The organism is Paenibacillus sp. VT-400 (assembly GCF_001029205.1).
GTDB classification, from domain to species: Bacteria; Bacillota; Bacilli; order Paenibacillales; family Paenibacillaceae; genus Paenibacillus; species Paenibacillus amylolyticus.
The window spans coordinates 1222847-1239379 of the sequence record NZ_LELF01000067.1 but is presented as its reverse complement, the minus strand read 5'-3'; the positions used below and the strand labels follow the sequence as shown (position 1 = coordinate 1239379).

Annotated in this window: 14 protein-coding genes; 4 read left to right on the top strand and 10 right to left on the bottom strand. The window is 46.6% G+C overall.

Features of this window, described 5'->3' with window-relative positions; genetic code table 11:
* Positions 1-35: 35 nt before the first annotated feature.
* Both EL84_RS16325 and EL84_RS16320 read right to left on the bottom strand, forming a co-directional pair.
* A complete protein-coding gene (locus tag EL84_RS16325) occupies positions 36-1484 on the bottom strand; it encodes an aryl-sulfate sulfotransferase (protein ID WP_047842371.1) in 1449 nt (482 codons plus the stop codon).
* Positions 1485-1542: 58 nt separating this feature from the next.
* Positions 1543-2100 (bottom strand): MarR family winged helix-turn-helix transcriptional regulator, encoded by a 558-nt coding sequence (locus EL84_RS16320; RefSeq protein WP_047842370.1) that lies wholly within the window; start codon positions 2098-2100, stop codon positions 1543-1545.
* A 385-nt stretch (positions 2101-2485) separates the two neighbouring features.
* On the opposite strand from EL84_RS16320, the gene EL84_RS16315 reads away from it, so the two are divergent.
* Positions 2486-2893, top strand: coding sequence for a hypothetical protein (locus tag EL84_RS16315; RefSeq protein WP_047842369.1), 408 nt, complete (start codon positions 2486-2488; stop codon positions 2891-2893).
* Positions 2894-3023: 130 nt separating this feature from the next.
* Here EL84_RS16315 and EL84_RS16310 read toward each other — a convergent pair whose 3' ends face one another.
* The 6 genes from EL84_RS16310 to hemE all read right to left on the bottom strand — a co-directional run bounded on the left by EL84_RS16310 (position 3024) and on the right by hemE (position 9509).
* The gene (locus EL84_RS16310; RefSeq protein ID WP_047842368.1) at positions 3024-3647 is read right to left on the bottom strand and encodes a fumarylacetoacetate hydrolase family protein; all 624 of its coding nucleotides are present in this window, start codon (positions 3645-3647) and stop codon (positions 3024-3026) included.
* A 46-nt stretch (positions 3648-3693) separates the two neighbouring features.
* Positions 3694-4446 (bottom strand): glycerophosphodiester phosphodiesterase, encoded by a 753-nt coding sequence (locus EL84_RS16305; RefSeq protein ID WP_047842367.1) that lies wholly within the window; start codon positions 4444-4446, stop codon positions 3694-3696.
* Positions 4447-4470: 24 nt separating this feature from the next.
* Positions 4471-5892 (bottom strand): CapA family protein, encoded by a 1422-nt coding sequence (locus EL84_RS16300; protein ID WP_047842366.1) that lies wholly within the window; start codon positions 5890-5892, stop codon positions 4471-4473.
* A gap of 185 nt (positions 5893-6077) precedes the next feature.
* Positions 6078-7502, bottom strand: coding sequence for a protoporphyrinogen oxidase (gene hemY / locus EL84_RS16295; protein ID WP_047842365.1), 1425 nt, complete (start codon positions 7500-7502; stop codon positions 6078-6080).
* On the bottom strand, positions 7502-8452 hold the full coding sequence (gene hemH, locus EL84_RS16290; RefSeq protein WP_047842364.1) for a ferrochelatase: 951 nt from the start codon (positions 8450-8452) through the stop codon (positions 7502-7504). The genes hemY and hemH overlap by 1 nt, the downstream gene beginning before the upstream one ends.
* Positions 8445-9509, bottom strand: a complete 1065-nt coding sequence (hemE, locus tag EL84_RS16285) for a uroporphyrinogen decarboxylase (protein ID WP_047842363.1) — start codon at positions 9507-9509, stop codon at positions 8445-8447. The genes hemH and hemE overlap by 8 nt, the downstream gene beginning before the upstream one ends.
* A gap of 204 nt (positions 9510-9713) precedes the next feature.
* Here hemE and EL84_RS16280 point away from each other — a divergent pair, with 204 nt between their 5' ends.
* On the top strand, positions 9714-10925 hold the full coding sequence (locus tag EL84_RS16280; protein ID WP_036670103.1) for an MFS transporter: 1212 nt from the start codon (positions 9714-9716) through the stop codon (positions 10923-10925).
* A 106-nt stretch (positions 10926-11031) separates the two neighbouring features.
* Here EL84_RS16280 and EL84_RS16275 read toward each other — a convergent pair whose 3' ends face one another.
* The gene (locus EL84_RS16275) at positions 11032-12234 is read right to left on the bottom strand and encodes a cytochrome P450 (RefSeq protein ID WP_047842362.1); all 1203 of its coding nucleotides are present in this window, start codon (positions 12232-12234) and stop codon (positions 11032-11034) included.
* Positions 12235-12719: 485 nt separating this feature from the next.
* Between EL84_RS16275 and EL84_RS16270 the strand changes: the two genes are divergently transcribed.
* A complete protein-coding gene (locus EL84_RS16270; protein WP_047842361.1) occupies positions 12720-13931 on the top strand; it encodes an asparaginase in 1212 nt (403 codons plus the stop codon).
* 528 nt (positions 13932-14459) lie between these two features.
* Here EL84_RS16270 and EL84_RS16265 read toward each other — a convergent pair.
* Entirely contained in the window at positions 14460-15092 is a 633-nt protein-coding gene (locus tag EL84_RS16265; RefSeq protein WP_036670998.1) for an O-methyltransferase, read from the bottom strand.
* Between the two features lie 238 nt (positions 15093-15330).
* Here EL84_RS16265 and EL84_RS16260 point away from each other — a divergent pair, with 238 nt between their 5' ends.
* Positions 15331-16485 carry a THUMP domain-containing class I SAM-dependent RNA methyltransferase gene (locus EL84_RS16260; protein WP_047842360.1) on the top strand — a complete coding sequence of 385 codons (1155 nt, stop codon included), beginning with the start codon at positions 15331-15333 and terminating at the stop codon, positions 16483-16485.
* Positions 16486-16533 lie beyond the last annotated feature (48 nt).

Below are 16533 nucleotides of genomic sequence, written 5' to 3'. Positions count from 1 at the left end.
TACACCCCATTCGATCTAGTCATGATTCTTGACGTTTAACCGCCTGACTTGCCTTCATCCGACGTTGCCACACAGGCTGCACCCTCCACAAATGGAAGAGTTGTCTCTACGCTCACGATGGATGCAGAACCTTTGGGTGCTGCTCCCGGGACCCTGTAGGTAGAGACGTCAATAGCTTCGATCGCAACTTCCTGCGGCTTCTCCAACTGTGGAACCCACTGATAAGGAACTCGATACGAGCGATAGACCATATTGGTATTCCGCCCATCGGTGTAAGGAGAAACATACTCCCATACCAGCTCATGCTCCGCTGTCACTTCGAACAATCTGCCATTGGAACCCTCGGTTATTAGGGTGTTGCCGTTAGGTAAACGCTGGGCGGAACTGATGTATGGGCTATAAAATTTATAAGAATCCGTCGGAACCGAGAAACCTGCTTCTGCCGAGGTATACTGCCAGACAATCTCCAGGGTGACCGGGTTAATCTCCAGTACACGGGAGTGATCCCGAATCGCATGTTTCAATCCAAATGGAGAAGCCGGATTTGGAAGGCCGTAACCTGCCCAGCCGCCATTGTCGAATACGAGCAAGTTGCCTTCTCCTGGTAGACCTTGGGGAATGATATGTGCATGATGCTGTCCGATAATTGTGCCAATGTGTTTCGCTTCAGTTGAAGTATAGTCTGGCCCTAGTCTCCACACGATCTTTCCACTCTGTCTGTCTGTAATGGCAATAATGTTGGCCTCTCTGGCATCCCAGATAATATTGTCGGGGTGGAACCGTTCGTCTCCTTCCTCATAGAAACGGTTGGGTCCGACATAAGAAGCAGAATTAATATGTAACCAGTCACCGACTCCACCGCCAAGATGGCCGAAAGAGCGTGTATTCGGGTCACGGAACAGGACATTTCGAGCAGCTTCATCAAAACCTAATTCTTCAAAGTGTTCGTTAGGCAGCCACTCCCAGAGTACCTTCCCCTCCCAATCCACTTCGATAATGGCATCATCAAGCAATGGCTTATCTGAAATTTGCGGGTTACTCACATTTTTGTGAGCCAGAATAAGTGTTTTACCACTCTTCGTCTTTGGCGCAAGGCCAGGTGCATAATAACCTACCGGATTCCCCTCACGCTGATAATCATGATGCTGGCGGGCATACCATAGTGGCTCATACCCCGGATCTTCGATGTGTTCGTAGCTATTGTATTTCCATACAATGTTGCCGTCCCAATCCACTTGCACCAGATCGACATTATCCTGAATACCGAACTTCGGATCTCTCCGACCCGTGCTGCCCAGCACGTAGCCGCCAGGTAATATTTTGGCCGGAAAACCTAACAATCCTTTCCACAGGTGAACCTCCTTGCCATTCATATCGATCAACACTACGCCTTCCTCACCTGCCTGATAAACGGTATAACCGCCCCAAGCCTTATCCGGATTGTATAACGTCGCTCCAGTTGGATATATTGTTGAGTGTCCCATTGATCATCTCTCCCTAGAATGTTTGTGGTATATCAAATGTCGTTACATTGACCCAACCTCAATAACTGAGATAGTTCCTCTTCCCGGTATTGTCCCGCTGCTTCTGCTCAAGGTCACTTGTGGAGGAGCAATCATGTTCTTGTATCCCGTTGCTCTCCGCCAATTCCAGCACCGTGTCCGAGAATCCCTCCAGATTCGCTACTACCCGCTCGTAGAATTGACTTTGCTGCTCCAGTTCCTCACTCGTAAAACCCTCAAACAGAAGCGTGATACATCGGGCACCGATGTTGCTGTTTCTCGCATACATCTCCCGCCCGCTGGATGTGATGTCCAGTAAAACCGTCCGGCGATCGTCTTCCTTTCGTCTGCGGATGGTGAGTCCCTTTTTTTCCAACTTATCGGTTAGAGCAGTAATGGCACCGGATGTAAAGTCCAACTGTTCTGCCAGATCTCCAAGCCGCTGTTCTCCCTCCCGAATGATCTTGTGCAGGATAAGCATGCCCGGAAGGCTAATGCCCTCTACAGAGATGCGATCCCGCTCTTTTACAAATCGTCTGACCATTTTGCGGAATAACCAGTCCGTCCGCTCCAACGCTTCCCAGTCTCTATCACTCATTTCATAACCTCCCTGATCGTTTGAAACTTCAATAAAGATACGAAAAAAGGCCCCCGAGGACATTCCTTAGAGGAGTAGTCCCGGGAGCCTTTGGTGGTCCAATCAGCTCTATGCAGTTTTCAGTTCAAATTAGTTCACTGTTCATTTAATGAGTATTAAAATAATTGAGATTATCATATAACCAACTAACCCAACCTGTCAAGTGAGAATTAAATATAGATCTACTTTTACAGTCATTACCCGCCGGTTTGAAATTACTTATCCTGTTTTAAGTTTCACTTCAGGTTTCCCGTTTACACTATTCTCAGATCGAAACATCTACAACTACATCAACGACAAGCTACGATTCAGTACGTACTCAACTACAGAAATGAGGATTATCCATATGAATATGAAAAGAGTCATTATTATAGGCACAATGATTGTCACCATGTCCTTTGCCGGAACAGCATGGGGCCAATCCGCCATCTCTCCCATACCTACTGCTAAATGGTCCATCGTTGACTTGGACACTCGTGAGGGAAGCAGTGATGAGCTGCTCGACGCTCTGAATCAGGCTTCAGAAGCGGATCTGTATCAGGAACTGTACAGCGGCAAATCACTGAGGACAATTACGGAAGAAAATAACGGGAATTTGGATGAGGTCATTGCTATACAAGTAAGACAGCTCAGAGAGCAGTTGGATGAACGGCTCGCAAGTGGAAGTATCAGCTCGGAGCAACATGCTGCACAACAAGCTGAACTGGAAGAGTTGGTCATGCGGAGTGCAAATACAGCATACAGCTTGGCGTAAATTAGTAGCGTATCCGTACGATGAAGATATAAACCTATATCCACGATAACACAGCAAAAAGGAGCGTATTCACGCCCCTTTCTTGTACCCTATTCATCTCAAGCAGGTATGATGTGTAATCCTTACTGTGCTACCCAATCGTGCAGGCACCCAAGGATTCGCCGTCCCATGCCAGTTCGAGCACATCTCCTGCTTGTGTTGGTCCAACACCTTCAGGTGTTCCTGTAAAAATGACATCGCCCGGACCCAGGCCGTAATGGTGACCTACATAATCCACAATATCTTGTAAACTGAAGATCATGTTACGAATGTTACCACGCTGGACTTCCTCACCATTTTTGGTCAATGTAAAGTCTTTCTCAAGTAAAGCTGCCGCACCCGGGAATGCCTGAAATGCAGTAACCGGAGCGGAATTTCTGAACCCTTTGGCCGCTGTCCACGGGTGGCCTTTTTTCTTAATCACGGTCTGTACGTCACGTAACGTAAAATCAATACCAAACGCATACGCATCCACCAGCTCATCTACCGCCATACCTGGCTCATAACTCCGGCCGATTTGTACGACCAGTTCAGCTTCATAGTGAACTTCACCCTTGGTAGCAGGCAATTCAAGCGTTTCACCATTCAGGGGCACGACTGCATGGGAAGGTTTCATAAAGATCATTGGCTCATCCGGAACCGCGTTACCCAATTCTTCCGCATGAAGTTTATAATTGCGTCCTACACAGTATACATTGCGAATGTTAGTCAACATGGGTATATTACCACCTTTATCGGATTCATTAGTGCATATAGTAAAGTTAAGGTCTGAAAAATCGGCTACTTGTCTCCTGAAATGCCAGCTCCCACACGTCAGGACGGTTCGTACATAACATCAGTTCTGGATCAACTGCTGCCAGTTTCTTCATAATGGTCTTGTCATCCACTGTCCAAGCCATCACCCGAATGCCTGCACTCCGCATCTCGTTCATTAAGGATTTGTCTACATTGGTGTATCCAATCGAGAGGAATGTACAATTCATCTGCCGCAGCGCGGTTAACAGATCACCTGGTCGTGCATCGATAATTAGCCCCGTCTGGATCTCCGGTGCAAGTTTCTTCACTTCGATCAGAGCGGCTGGTTCAAATGAGGTGATCACAACATCATTTTGCATATGTCTTTTTCTCACTTCATGTATAACAGCCGCAGGCAGACCCGGGTACATGTCTCCCTGCGTTTTCAGTTCAATGTTCAAACGCACTCTGCCGCACGAGCGATCTAACAATTCACTTAGCGCCGGAATCCGTTCTCCTTTGTAAGACTTGTTTTTCCATGCTCCGGCATCCAGACGTTGCAGATCAGCCCAATCAGTTTCCCGAACCAGACCCTTGCCATTCGTCGTGCGATCCACTGTAAAATCATGAATGACCACTGGTACACCATCACGCGACAACTGCACATCCAGCTCCATCCACTGAACTTCAGGCCGCTCCATGGCCATCAGGAATGCAGCCATCGTATTCTCTGGTGCAATAGAAGAAAATCCACGGTGTGCTACACAAAGGTTGTTCATTCGATTCCCTCCTCAAAAAGGTTTTTAATTAGGCGAAGCGACTCCATTCCCATCATATCGAATACCCGGGGAGAGCTTTGCCATCTGTTCCAACAGCAGTTTGTTCGCCTCATCAATCATTGGAATGGCCTGACCTAGCCCGGCCTCATAAGGGATAACTTTCATGCTGCAAGCTGCATCTTGACTACAGCGAGCCTGAAATACCGCCGTTTTCCAAGTCTCTTCGGTTGTTGATCTGGAGAAAATGAAATTTCCCGTACTGTATGCAATCCACTTCCCCTTATAGTACTCCAACCCTTGTAACACATGAGGATGACCACCTATGACCAGATCAGCGCCAGCATCTACAAACTCATGAGCCAATCGGGTCTGGTCACTATTCGGAGTACTTACACGTTCTTCTCCCCAATGTGCAACCACGATCACCAGATCTGCCTTCTTACGGGCCTCCTGGATCGCTTTGACTGCTCCTGTGGAATCATAGGCTTCAGCCACGCCAGCCCGATTGCCTTCCGCCTTCCAACTCGTTTCCGGTACAACTCGGGAGAACCCAAGCAATGCAATCTTCATGCCTTTGCGTTCCAGATATGCTGGTGCATAGGCCTCATCCCTGTTCATACCTGCCCCGGTGTGAGCTATGCCATATTCCTTGAGATAAGTTAACGTATCCACCAAGCCCTCTACGCCCTGATCCAAAATATGATTGTTAGCCAAATTGACAGCATCAAAACCCGCAGAGGCCATTGCCGCCAATGCTTTGGGCGAAGATTTGTACACATAGGTTTTGTCAGCTGCACTGGTACCACCATGAGTTATTGGTGTCTCCAGGTTACCGATGGTAAGATCATCATCCTTGAATAACCTGCCGAGTTTGGCAAAGGGATAATCATAACCGTTTTTATCCAGCAGTTCAGCAACTTTGCCCGAAAATTGAATATCACCAACAAAGTTAATTGTGACATCCTTCGCTGAATTGGAAGGTTTCGACGTCCCTGATTCCTGATCCACACCTGCATTTCCCTTGGTACCGGACGGTGTCGAATCTGCCGTAGGTTTTTTCGTTCCGGATTCTACTTTCTCACTATTGGTATTGCTTGAAGTGTCAGGTGTCGCTACTCCAGATGTCTTATCTGCATCCGCTGTTGTCTCTTCATCCGTAGCTTTGGGCTCTTCTTCCGAAGTCTCATCGGATTCCGAGTCTGGAGAACTTACTTGATCCCCGCCTTTGGCATCATCTCCAATGGAAGGCTGATCCTGATCGACGATTTCTTGTTTCACTGGCTGGTCTGCCTGTTGCTGACGTGTATTAATGACATAAAAAATGCCCACCAGACCAATTGCAATGATCAATACAATATTAACTGTCCAGATGATTGTGATTGTATTGCGGGTGCGTTTACTACCTTTTTTCTTCTTTACACTTCGCTCTGATCTTGGGGGATACATAAGCAACTCCTCTTCTTCTTCACAGCCATACATACCATTATATCAGGCATATTCTGGATTTCCATCATTCCTTGGAACTGTATCGATTGAAAGGGTATGAACTCAGTTAGCTTCCAGATCTTCACATAAAAAAAGCCATCTCTCCAGTAGATAATTCTACGTTTGAGACAGCTCTCTTGCTGTACTTAATCTGCTGCAAGCTCTTGTGTAGCCTGAACAGACATTTCCTTCGCTTGTCTGATGCAATCAGGCAAACCTACGCCCTCATAACCTGCACCTGCAATGTACACACCCGGTAATTTGCTGCCAAGCTCCTCACGGAGGGCAGCAATATGTTGGAGGTGTCCCACCGGATACTGTGGCATGGATTTACGTAGCCTTGTAATCTCGGAGAAGATCGGCACTGCTTCAATACCCATCGTCTCTCTCAGATCCTTGAGAACCAGATTCGTCAGCGCTTCATCCGGAAGCTCTACGTTCTGTTCGTCACCGGAGCGACCAACATAACAGCGAAGCAGTACTTTATCATCGGGACTGGTATGCAGCCATTTCGTCGATGTCCACGTGCAAGCCGTAATATTACGCCCCTCTTTCCGCGGAACAAGGAAACCCGATCCATCGAATACATGCTCGACCTCTTTTTTCTCAAAAGCAAGCACCACATTGGCTACAGATACATAGTTAATCGCATCCAGTGCCGCCGTGTCCACGTGAGGTTTCAGCAGCTCCGACGCGACATACGTTGGCACAGTAACCACTACATCATCGGCTTCAAGCATTTCGCCATTACCAAGTTCAACACGGTATCTGGTCTGCGCTCCATCAAGACGTTGCAGCGACTTCACCGCTGTGTTCAGACGTTGATCCACATCCTGCAACTCATGGACGAGTGCATGAACAAGGCTCTGAAGTCCCTGGCGAAAGTTCAAAAAAGCGCTCCGTTTTGTTCCGGTATGCGTCTCAGCCGGTTTCCGGCCAGTCATCATGCCCCGAATCAAGCTGCCGTAATCGCGCTCTACTTCTCCGAACTGCGGGAAGGTAGCCTGGAGGCTCAATCGCCGCATATCACCTGCATAGATTCCCGCGAGCAGTGGTTCCGTCAAGTTCTCCAGCACTTCTGCTCCAAGACGGCGTTCAATCATATAACCGAGCGATTCATCCTCTGTTGTACGACGCGGCGGGATGACAAAATCCATCAACGCCCGCAGTTTCCCTGCCGGAGAAACCAAACCACTTCTCAGGAACGGTCTTAGTTCTGTCGGAATACCGAGAACAAGTCCTGCTGGCATAGGATGAAGCTTGCCACGCTGCATGATATACGTTTTCTTCGACTCCGGATTCTGACTGACCAATTCATGATCAATCTCCAATTCTTTGGCAAGGTCAATCATTGCTGTTTTGCGAGCCAGGAAAGAATCAGGCCCTTTTTCAATCACAAATCCATCCCGGTGCAGTGTCTCAATCATGCCTCCCATGGACGAGCTTTTCTCGACCAAAGTAATCACGGGTTCAACTCCTGCTTCCCGGTAATGCTTGCGGATATAAAATGCCGCGCTGAGGCCGGTAAGGCCACCGCCGACAACAACAACACGGCGTTTCTTATCACCCATTACTCATCCGACCCTTGCTGCCATTGGCTTATAATAACGTCGCTTAACGTCTCCATGTATAGAGGATCGCTATTGAGAGAATCAATACGCATCAGGCGCATGTCGATCTCTTTGGCAATCGATTTGGCCTCAATATCGAGATCATAGAGCACTTCGAGATGATCCGAGACAAACCCGATTGGTGCCACAAGTACATCCTCTACCTGTTCACGCGAAAGTTCCTGTAACGTATCCAGAATATCCGGTCCAAGCCAAGGCTCAGCTGTTCGTCCGGCACTTTGCCACGTAAATTGCCAATTGGTTATTCCTACACGAGAGGCAATCACTTCCGAAGTCTCCAGCAATTGTTGCGGGTATGGATCACCCATCTCCACAATACGTGCCGGCAGGCTGTGAGCACTGAACAACACCTTCACATCTCCGCGTTTTGCTCCAGCTTCCTCAAACGCATCCAACTTGGCACTGACACGTGTGGACAACGCCTGAATTAACTTCGGATGCAGATGGTAACTCTCAATAAAGGACATATGAACGCCCAGCTCATCTGCTTTTTCACGCGCACGTTTGATATAACTGCCTACACTCATCGTGGAGAAATGAGGAGCCAGTACAATACCAATCGCTGTCTGAATTCCATCCTTCGCCATCTGTTCCACGCCGTCCTCAATAAACGGATAGGCATGCTTCAGACCTTGATAACAACGGAATTCCACATCAGTGCCACGCTCATCGCGATTTAATGTCTCTTGTAGGGCCTTGACCTGATTGTCTGTGTTCTCCCGAAGTGGGAAAACACCGCCAACAATGGCTTCATAACGATCCGTCAGTTCTTTCAATTGCTCTGGTTCAGGCGGACGTCCTCTGCGGATATGTGTGTAATACGCTTCAACACTCTCCATATTTTCCGGTGTGCCATACGACATCACCAGTACACCTATCGTATTAGTCATTAGATACCGTCACCCCAGTCTTCAATGCTTCGGCAGAATATTCATGAATATACGCCGTTAGTTCTCTGAGCTTTTCTAGCGATGCTTCAGGAAATAATCCGTGTCCGAGGTTGAAAATATAACCCGGCTCCTTGATTCCTTCGTCAATAATCACTTTGGCTTGCTCTTTAATCAGTTCCATCGGGGCAGTCAGCAAATATGGGTCCAGGTTACCCTGTACTGCAAACTTGCCACCAAGACGTTGACGCCCTTCCGAAATGGATACTCTCCAGTCGAGTCCAATCACATCGGCTTGCAAATTATGCAGCGCTGGCAACAATTCGCCTGATGCGACACCAGGGAAATAGATCTTCGGTACATTCAAATCCGATAATTCGGTAAAGATACGGGTAATCGTAGGCAACACATATGTTCTGAAGTCTTTGGGAGAAAGTGCTCCAACCCAGCTGTCAAACAACTGGAATGCCTTACCGCCATTCGCAATATGCGCACGGACATATGTAATAACCATATCACCAAGCTTCTGCATCAGCTTATGCCACACCTCAGGCTCGCTGTACATCATCGTTTTGGTGCGGATATAACCTTTCGAAGGTCGTCCTTCAATCAGATAACTCGCAATCGTGAATGGTGCGCCCGCAAACGTAATAAGAGGCACATCAAGCTCCTTATCCAGAATTCGAATGGTTTCCAGAATATGTGACAGATCTCCTTCTACGTCGATGGGACGCAGCCGATCCACATCTGCAGCGGACCGAATAGGATTATCGATAACTGGACCAATATTTTTTACAATGTCAAAATCAATGCCCAATGAGGCAACCGGATTCATAATATCGGAATACAAAATAGCCGCATCTACACCAAGTTTGCGTACCGGCATGAGTGTAACTTCAGCCGCCAGCTCGGGTTGTTTGCAGATTTCTAGCAAGGAGTACTTTTCTTTAATTTTGCGATATTCAGGATCGTAACGTCCAGCTTGACGCATGTACCATACCGGGACACGGTCTACCTGTTGTTTGAAACTTGCCCGAATCAGTCGATCATTATAGCTCATGTAAGAAGCCTCCAATAGTTTTTGGACTCATAATTACCATTATGCCCTTTTTAAACAGCCGTAACAACCACATGCAGATGCGTTCTACGTGACAATACTATGACATTCCTTACACCCATCCCTCATATGCCAATTATGTTATAATGAAAGAATGGTGTTTTTTTGAGAATTACAGAAATATCTTTGAAAGGAAGTGAAAGCACTTTGAAAACGTGGAAAGTAAACCTCATTGTGCTTTGGTTCGGACAATTTTTGGTCAATTCGGGCATGACCATGATTACCCCATTTTTGTCTCTTTATCTCGCAAGAGATCTGGGTGTTGTTGGCGAACATGAAATTGGCATTTGGGCGGGCTTTATTTTTGCAGCCAATTTCCTCACCTCATTTTTGTTCCAACCGCTCTGGGGCAAGTTATCGGACAAGTATGGCCGTAAAGTTATGCTGCTGCGGTCGGGATTCGGGATGGCCATCGTAATTGCCCTTATGGGTCTGGCACAGAATCCTTGGCAGCTTCTCTTATTGCGTTTACTTAATGGTACCATCTCCGGTTTCAATCCTGCAGCTGTTGCGCTGATATCGGGTACCACTCCGAAAGACCGCATGGGTTTTGCCATGGGAATCAGTCAGTCCGGGCAGGTTGCCGGCACCATCCTGGGTCCACTCATTGGTGGCTTGTTAGCGGATGCGGTAGGCTTTCGCCCCATTTTCTACATTACAGGTGGACTGATCTTTGTTGCTTCCATGCTCGCCATGTTCCTGGTGAGAGAGAAGTTTGACCGTCAAGAAGCAGCCAAACTACCGGCACAATCCGTATTGTCCGGTCTGAAGGAATTGAACAAGTCACCTCAACTGCCTGCATTGTTTGCTGTGACGTTTCTGTTGCAGTTTGCGATGATTAGCCCCATGTCACTCTTGCCGCTGTATGTGCAAAAATTGCATGCTTCGGATGTAAATGTGGCCTTCTGGGCAGGACTTGTCGGTGCAGTTACGGGACTATCCAATATGGCGATGTCTCCGATTCTCGGGAAGCTGAGTGACCGGATTGGTCCTCACAAGGTGCTGACGTTCTCCCTCATAGGTACGGGACTCATGCTTATTCCGCAGGCATTTGTTCAGACCGTGTGGCAGCTCATTCTTGTTCGTTTCATGATGGGTGTGTTCATGGGCGGCCTGCTTCCGAGCGTTAATGCCTTGATCCGTTCCTATACATCCGATAGCATGATCAGCCGTGCATTCAGTTTTAATACGAGTACTCTGGCGCTGGGCAACATGCTTGGAGCGATCATTGGAGGATTTATGGCAGGATTCATCGGGATCGAAGGTCTGTTTATCGTATCTGGCGGACTGCTGCTTCTTAATATGGTTTGGGTCCGATTCAAATTGTATAACAAACCTGCTTCTATTCGGGAATCCTGATTCCTTATCCATTTCTTAATGAGTACATCTTACTGTTTCATTTGAAAAAGCCGCTTCCAGCGCCTAATTGGCCTGAGAGCGGCTTTTGTCATTCATGCGCCATTCCTCATTTATTTATTAGATTGAATTCTATCGGATAATGTTTCACACCAAATACAAAAGCACTTTGTATCGGTTGCAGAGCCGTTCCAGACACAAGTTGAATGTTTCCCATGTGCTGAAGCAATGTATGAAGAACTATCCTTGCCTCCAATCGAGCGAGTGGTGCACCCAAACAAAAATGAATGCCAAAACCAAAGCCCATATGCCTGTTCGGCTTGCGATCAGAGATGAAATCTTCCGGGTTTTCAAATTGGGCACTGTCCCGATTGGCTGCTCCAACCCAGGAAATCACCTGCTCTCCAGCTTGAATCGTCTGACCATTCAACTCTACAGTTTCCTTGGCGACCCGCCCAATCGCGACAATTGGCGGATAATATCTCAGCGTCTCTTCAATCGCAGAAGTAATCCGTTCAGGCTGTTCGCGCAACTCCTGTTGTAGCTCGGGTTGTTCAGACAGAATACGAACCGCATTGGTAATCAGGTTGGTTGTTGTTTCATTACCGGCAGCAAGTAATAGAATACAGAAGCCTACCACTTCATCTGAAGTCAATTGCTGACCATCAATCTCCGCAGCAAGCAGTAATGAGATCAGATCATCCTTTGGCTGCAACCGACGTTCTTCCATAATGCCAGTGAAATAGATATGCAACTCCTGCATATTTCTTTTTTTCTCCTCCAATAACTCCTGGAAAGCCTGATCACTATCGTCACGCGCGCCTTTCACCAACACATCAGACCAGTCTTTGAACTTTTGACGATCCGCCGCAGGGACTCCGATCAATTCCGCAATGACAATGACGGGCAGTGGTGTTGCAAGGTCATCAATAAGTTCCATATGTCCTTCTGACAGGTGTGGAGCAATTAACTCATCTGTGATTTCCTGAATACGCGGAGCCAATGCTTCAATTGCCTTGGGTGTAAACGCCTGATTCACCAGATCACGCAGCTGTTTGTGTTTGGGAGGGTCTGTCGTCAACATGCTCGTATTGGCACGATCACGTGCAGAAGAGAATAGTTTCGGATTTTTCAGAACGTACTTCACATCTTCATAACCAAAAACATCCCAACATTCTCGATGCTCATCATAGCGGACTGGAGTGTTATCACGAAGTTCTGCATACACCTTGAAGGGAGATAACCTCTCTTCCAAAGTCTCCAGTTCCCGAATCGGAATGTAATTTGCATACTTTCTCGGTGCCTGTTTCATCGTTTCTCCTCCAATCAATATTATATATTTATTTACATATGTTGATCACCCCTATTATAAACATAACTCTATAACGAAACCACTCTTTAGACCGTAATTGAGCCCCATTACCTAATATGCGTTACTATCATCCTCTCATTCTGTTACCTACTTCTGATATGAGTCCCAATTCGACATTATTTATTAAAATGCTTCATTTTATCAGGACAAAAGACTCATTATGTAATATTAACTAACATTATAAAGACGTTTCTCTCTTCAAAACTTCTAAAACCAGCTCTTATATATCTCTAGCAGAATGAATAATCTTTCATAATTCCTTATAAACAATCATTTTACTCTCATTATCTATGAATGTAACCGATTACTCTATTGTTATCTATATTTGTCATATTACTTAACATAAAATACAATCAATTTGAAATGGTATACATATTCTTCTTAACAAACTTAACATCACACTTACTTGAAGGAGAGTGCTATTCATGAGTAAAACATCCAATCTTCGTCCCTGGGCCGTATGGAGTACCGCAGCTTTAACAGCATTGACCATCTCGTTGTCCCCCATTGGAACCTACGCCGCGCACGCAGCTACGGTAGAGGTGAAAGGCACAACAGGTGCTGTTCAGACAGCAACTACTACTCCGGCTCGCAATACTTCCATTCCTGCAATACCAGACTCTTCCAAACAATCTGCACTTCCTAATGTATTGGTGATTGGAACTGGCGGAACGATTGCCGGTCAATCCGAGGATGCCACCAGCTTCCAGAATTACAAGGCAGGTACACTTCCCATTGGAGAGATGGTAGACGCCTTACCGGATAAACAGAAGATTGCCGATGTTAGCACGCTCCAATTCGGAAACTCAGGTTCAGGTTCCTATAGCATGACCGACCTCTATGACTTGTCGCAGACGGTAGACAAAGCTCTGGCAACGTATGATAGTGTTGTCGTTACCACGGGTACAGATACAATGGAAGAAATCGCTTATTTCCTCGATATGACTGTTCAGAGTGACAAACCTGTCGTGATCACAGGCTCCATGCGTCCATGGACCGTCATCGGTTCTGACGCTCAAGCCAATCTGTACAACGCCATCAAACTTGCAGGCAGTGGTCGTACCACTTCATTCGGCACAGTACTCATGTTGAATGACACAATCCAGCTTGCTCGCGGTGTAACCAAGACAAATGATTATCGGACAGATACGTTTGAAACGCCCATGCTCGGCGCTGTAGGATATATTGATGAAGAAAATATCCGAATCTACCGTGCTCCTGCACGTGCCTTGAAACCTGAAGGCACAGCAAAGCCCGTATTTGATCTAAGTAAAATCACAAAGGCAGATCTGGCGAAAGTAGAAATTGCGATCTCATATCAAGAAGCTGGCGGGGGAGCCATTGAAGGATTCGTGAGCAGCGGTGCCAAAGGAATTGTGACTTCCGGTACCGGAGCTGGTGGCATCTCCAGAGCTATGGGACAAGCTCGTACCAAGGCCATTGAAGAAGGTGTCATCTTTGTGACCACCACTCGGACGGGTTCAGGAAGTGTGTACGGCGGCGGCAAAGGTATCATTGCAGGCGACAACCTGAGTCCACAACAAGCTCGTGTATTATTGATGCTGGGTTTGTCCTTCAGTGATGATTTTGACACCATCAAAAAATGGTTTGAAACGTACGGAACACCTGAAGTATAAATAAAATTACTACAACGATATCTGTAAACACAAAGAAAGAGACGGCACATTTTCTGTCATTCAAAATGTTGTCATCTCTTTCTTTGTGTGTTTTTAGATTTTATGATTATTTTTTTAGTTAAATAAAACCTGAACAGATAAACAACAAAGAAAACTAGGGTTGCAATAAGTAAAATATAAACTGGCAATATTAAAAAGGGCGTGTATACGTTAAGAAAATGAAATACGAAACCTGAGATCAGAAGCAAAGAAAGAAAAATAAATAAAGGTCTCAATTCAACACCTCCATATATAGAAATTTATAACTTCTTATATACAATGTTACCATAAAATTATCTGAATGTTAGTTATGATCTCTTCTTCTTCACTAAAAAATCAATTCATTTTTAGATAAACCTCAATAAAAACTCATTCTCAACAATCAATATTTTTCACACTAAATAAACTCCGATGGAACACGCCCCCTCACAAATATAAAAGCGTGAGATCGTGCTCCATCGGAGTTTTATCTTTAGGAAATTTTCACTTTCACTTCACCCAGGCAAGTACCAGCCCATCGTAATCCGGCAACATGGTCGTCACCAGGCGCGGGTCACTTGCCATCTGTTCATTGAAACGACGAACAGCAAGCACGGCCGGGCCCTGCTTGTCCGGATTCAGTGTACGACCACGCAGGAAACAATTATCACCTACAATAACAGCACCTGGCCGGGCCAGCTTAATGGCATAATCGAGATATACCGGATAATTCTCCTTATCTGCATCAATAAAGAAGAAATCAAATGTGCGACCTTCCTGCTCCAATTGCTCCAGGCTGTCTGCCGCCGGGCCAATACGGTACTCTACCTTTTCGCCAAAACCGCCTTCCTCCAGATGACCACGCGCCATTGCCGCATATTCCTCTTTCAGTTCCAGCGAAGTCAGGGTTCCATTCTCACGCAAACCACGCGCAATGCAGATCCCACTGTAACCGCCCAGCACGCCGATTTCGAGCGCAGCTTCTGCTTTGGATGTCTTCGCTAGAAACGTGAGCAATCGTCCATATGCCGCCGCAACCGAAACTTCCGGCATACCGTTCGAACGGATGGCCTCTTTCACTTTCAGCAAAAGCTCATCCTCTTGAAATAATTGATTTACATATTCATCAGGGGTCAGATTCACCACTAAAATCCTCCTTGGACACTTGGACTGCTTTCCATATGGATGCCAATGTTCTATAATAAATGTTTGTTATCAACACAGGCGGTTGACTGATGCATCACTTCGAAGAGGCGTGCATACGTTCACCGCATTTCTCATTGTAAGTTTTTTCACGGAAAGCGGCAAGGCCGCACCGTTACTATACAGCAGAGAGAAGGATTTCCCTTCTCCAGCTTGAAATGGAGTTGAAATGAATCACATGGCTCAATTGCAATTGATTGCAACCTCGGCGATGGGACTCGAGGCTGTTGTTGCCCGGGAACTGAAGCAACTGGGGTATGAAGATGTTACGATCGACAATGGCCGGGTTTTCTTCACAGGAGATTATATTGATATTTGCCGTTGTAACCTGTGGCTGAGAAGTTCGGATCGCGTATTGGTGAAAATGGGTGAATTCCCTGCCACGACTTTCGACGAATTGTTTGAAGGCACCAAAGCACTACCTTGGGAAGAGTGGATTCCAGCCGATGGCGAATTCCCTGTAGAGGGTCGTTCTCAAAAATCCCAGTTAAGCAGTGTGCCTGCATCACAAGGGATCGTGAAAAAAGCAATCGTAGAGAAACTGAAGCTGACTTATGACACGGAGTGGTTCCCAGAGGATGGGTCTCGTTATGTGATTGAGGTCATTCTGCTGAACGATCGCGCCCTGCTTACTTTAGATACAACGGGACCAGGTTTGCATAAACGGGGTTATCGTAAACTCGTTACCGAAGCGCCTCTCAAAGAAACGCTTGCTGCAGCTCTTATTCAGCTCAGTCGCTGGAATGTATCCCGTCCATTCTATGACCCATGCTGTGGATCAGGCACAATGCTGATCGAAGCCGCTATGATCGGCTGGAACATTGCACCAGGACTTCGTCGGACCTTCAACTCTGAGGACTGGGCTGTCATTCCTGAAGAATTGTGGGAACAGGCGCGCGAAGAAGCATTCGATGCTGTACGTGACGATGTCCCGTTACAAATTTCAGGTAGCGATATTGATCCTGAAGCGATTGAAGTTGCTATGGCAGCGATCAAAAGTGCTGGCTTTGCCAAAGATATTGAAGTCAGCGTCCTGCCCGCTCATCGCGCAAGACCACAGGGTGACTATGGTGTTATCATTACCAATCCCCCATATGGTGAACGTTTGAGTGAAGAAAAAGAAGTTCAGAAGTTGCTCCGCTCATTAGGGCGCAGTTACCTCGACATGCCAACATGGTCCTTTTTTGCAATCACATCGACCAAAGCTTTCGAGGAGTATTTCGGTCATAAGGCAGACAAACGTCGCAAGTTGTTCAACGGACGAATTGAAACCCAGTACTATCAGTATTTGGGCCCACTGCCCCCACGAAATAAAGCACCACAATCTTCATAATTATTTCGAATCTAAAGTGCTCCTGCCATCCATGGCCGGGGCGCTTTT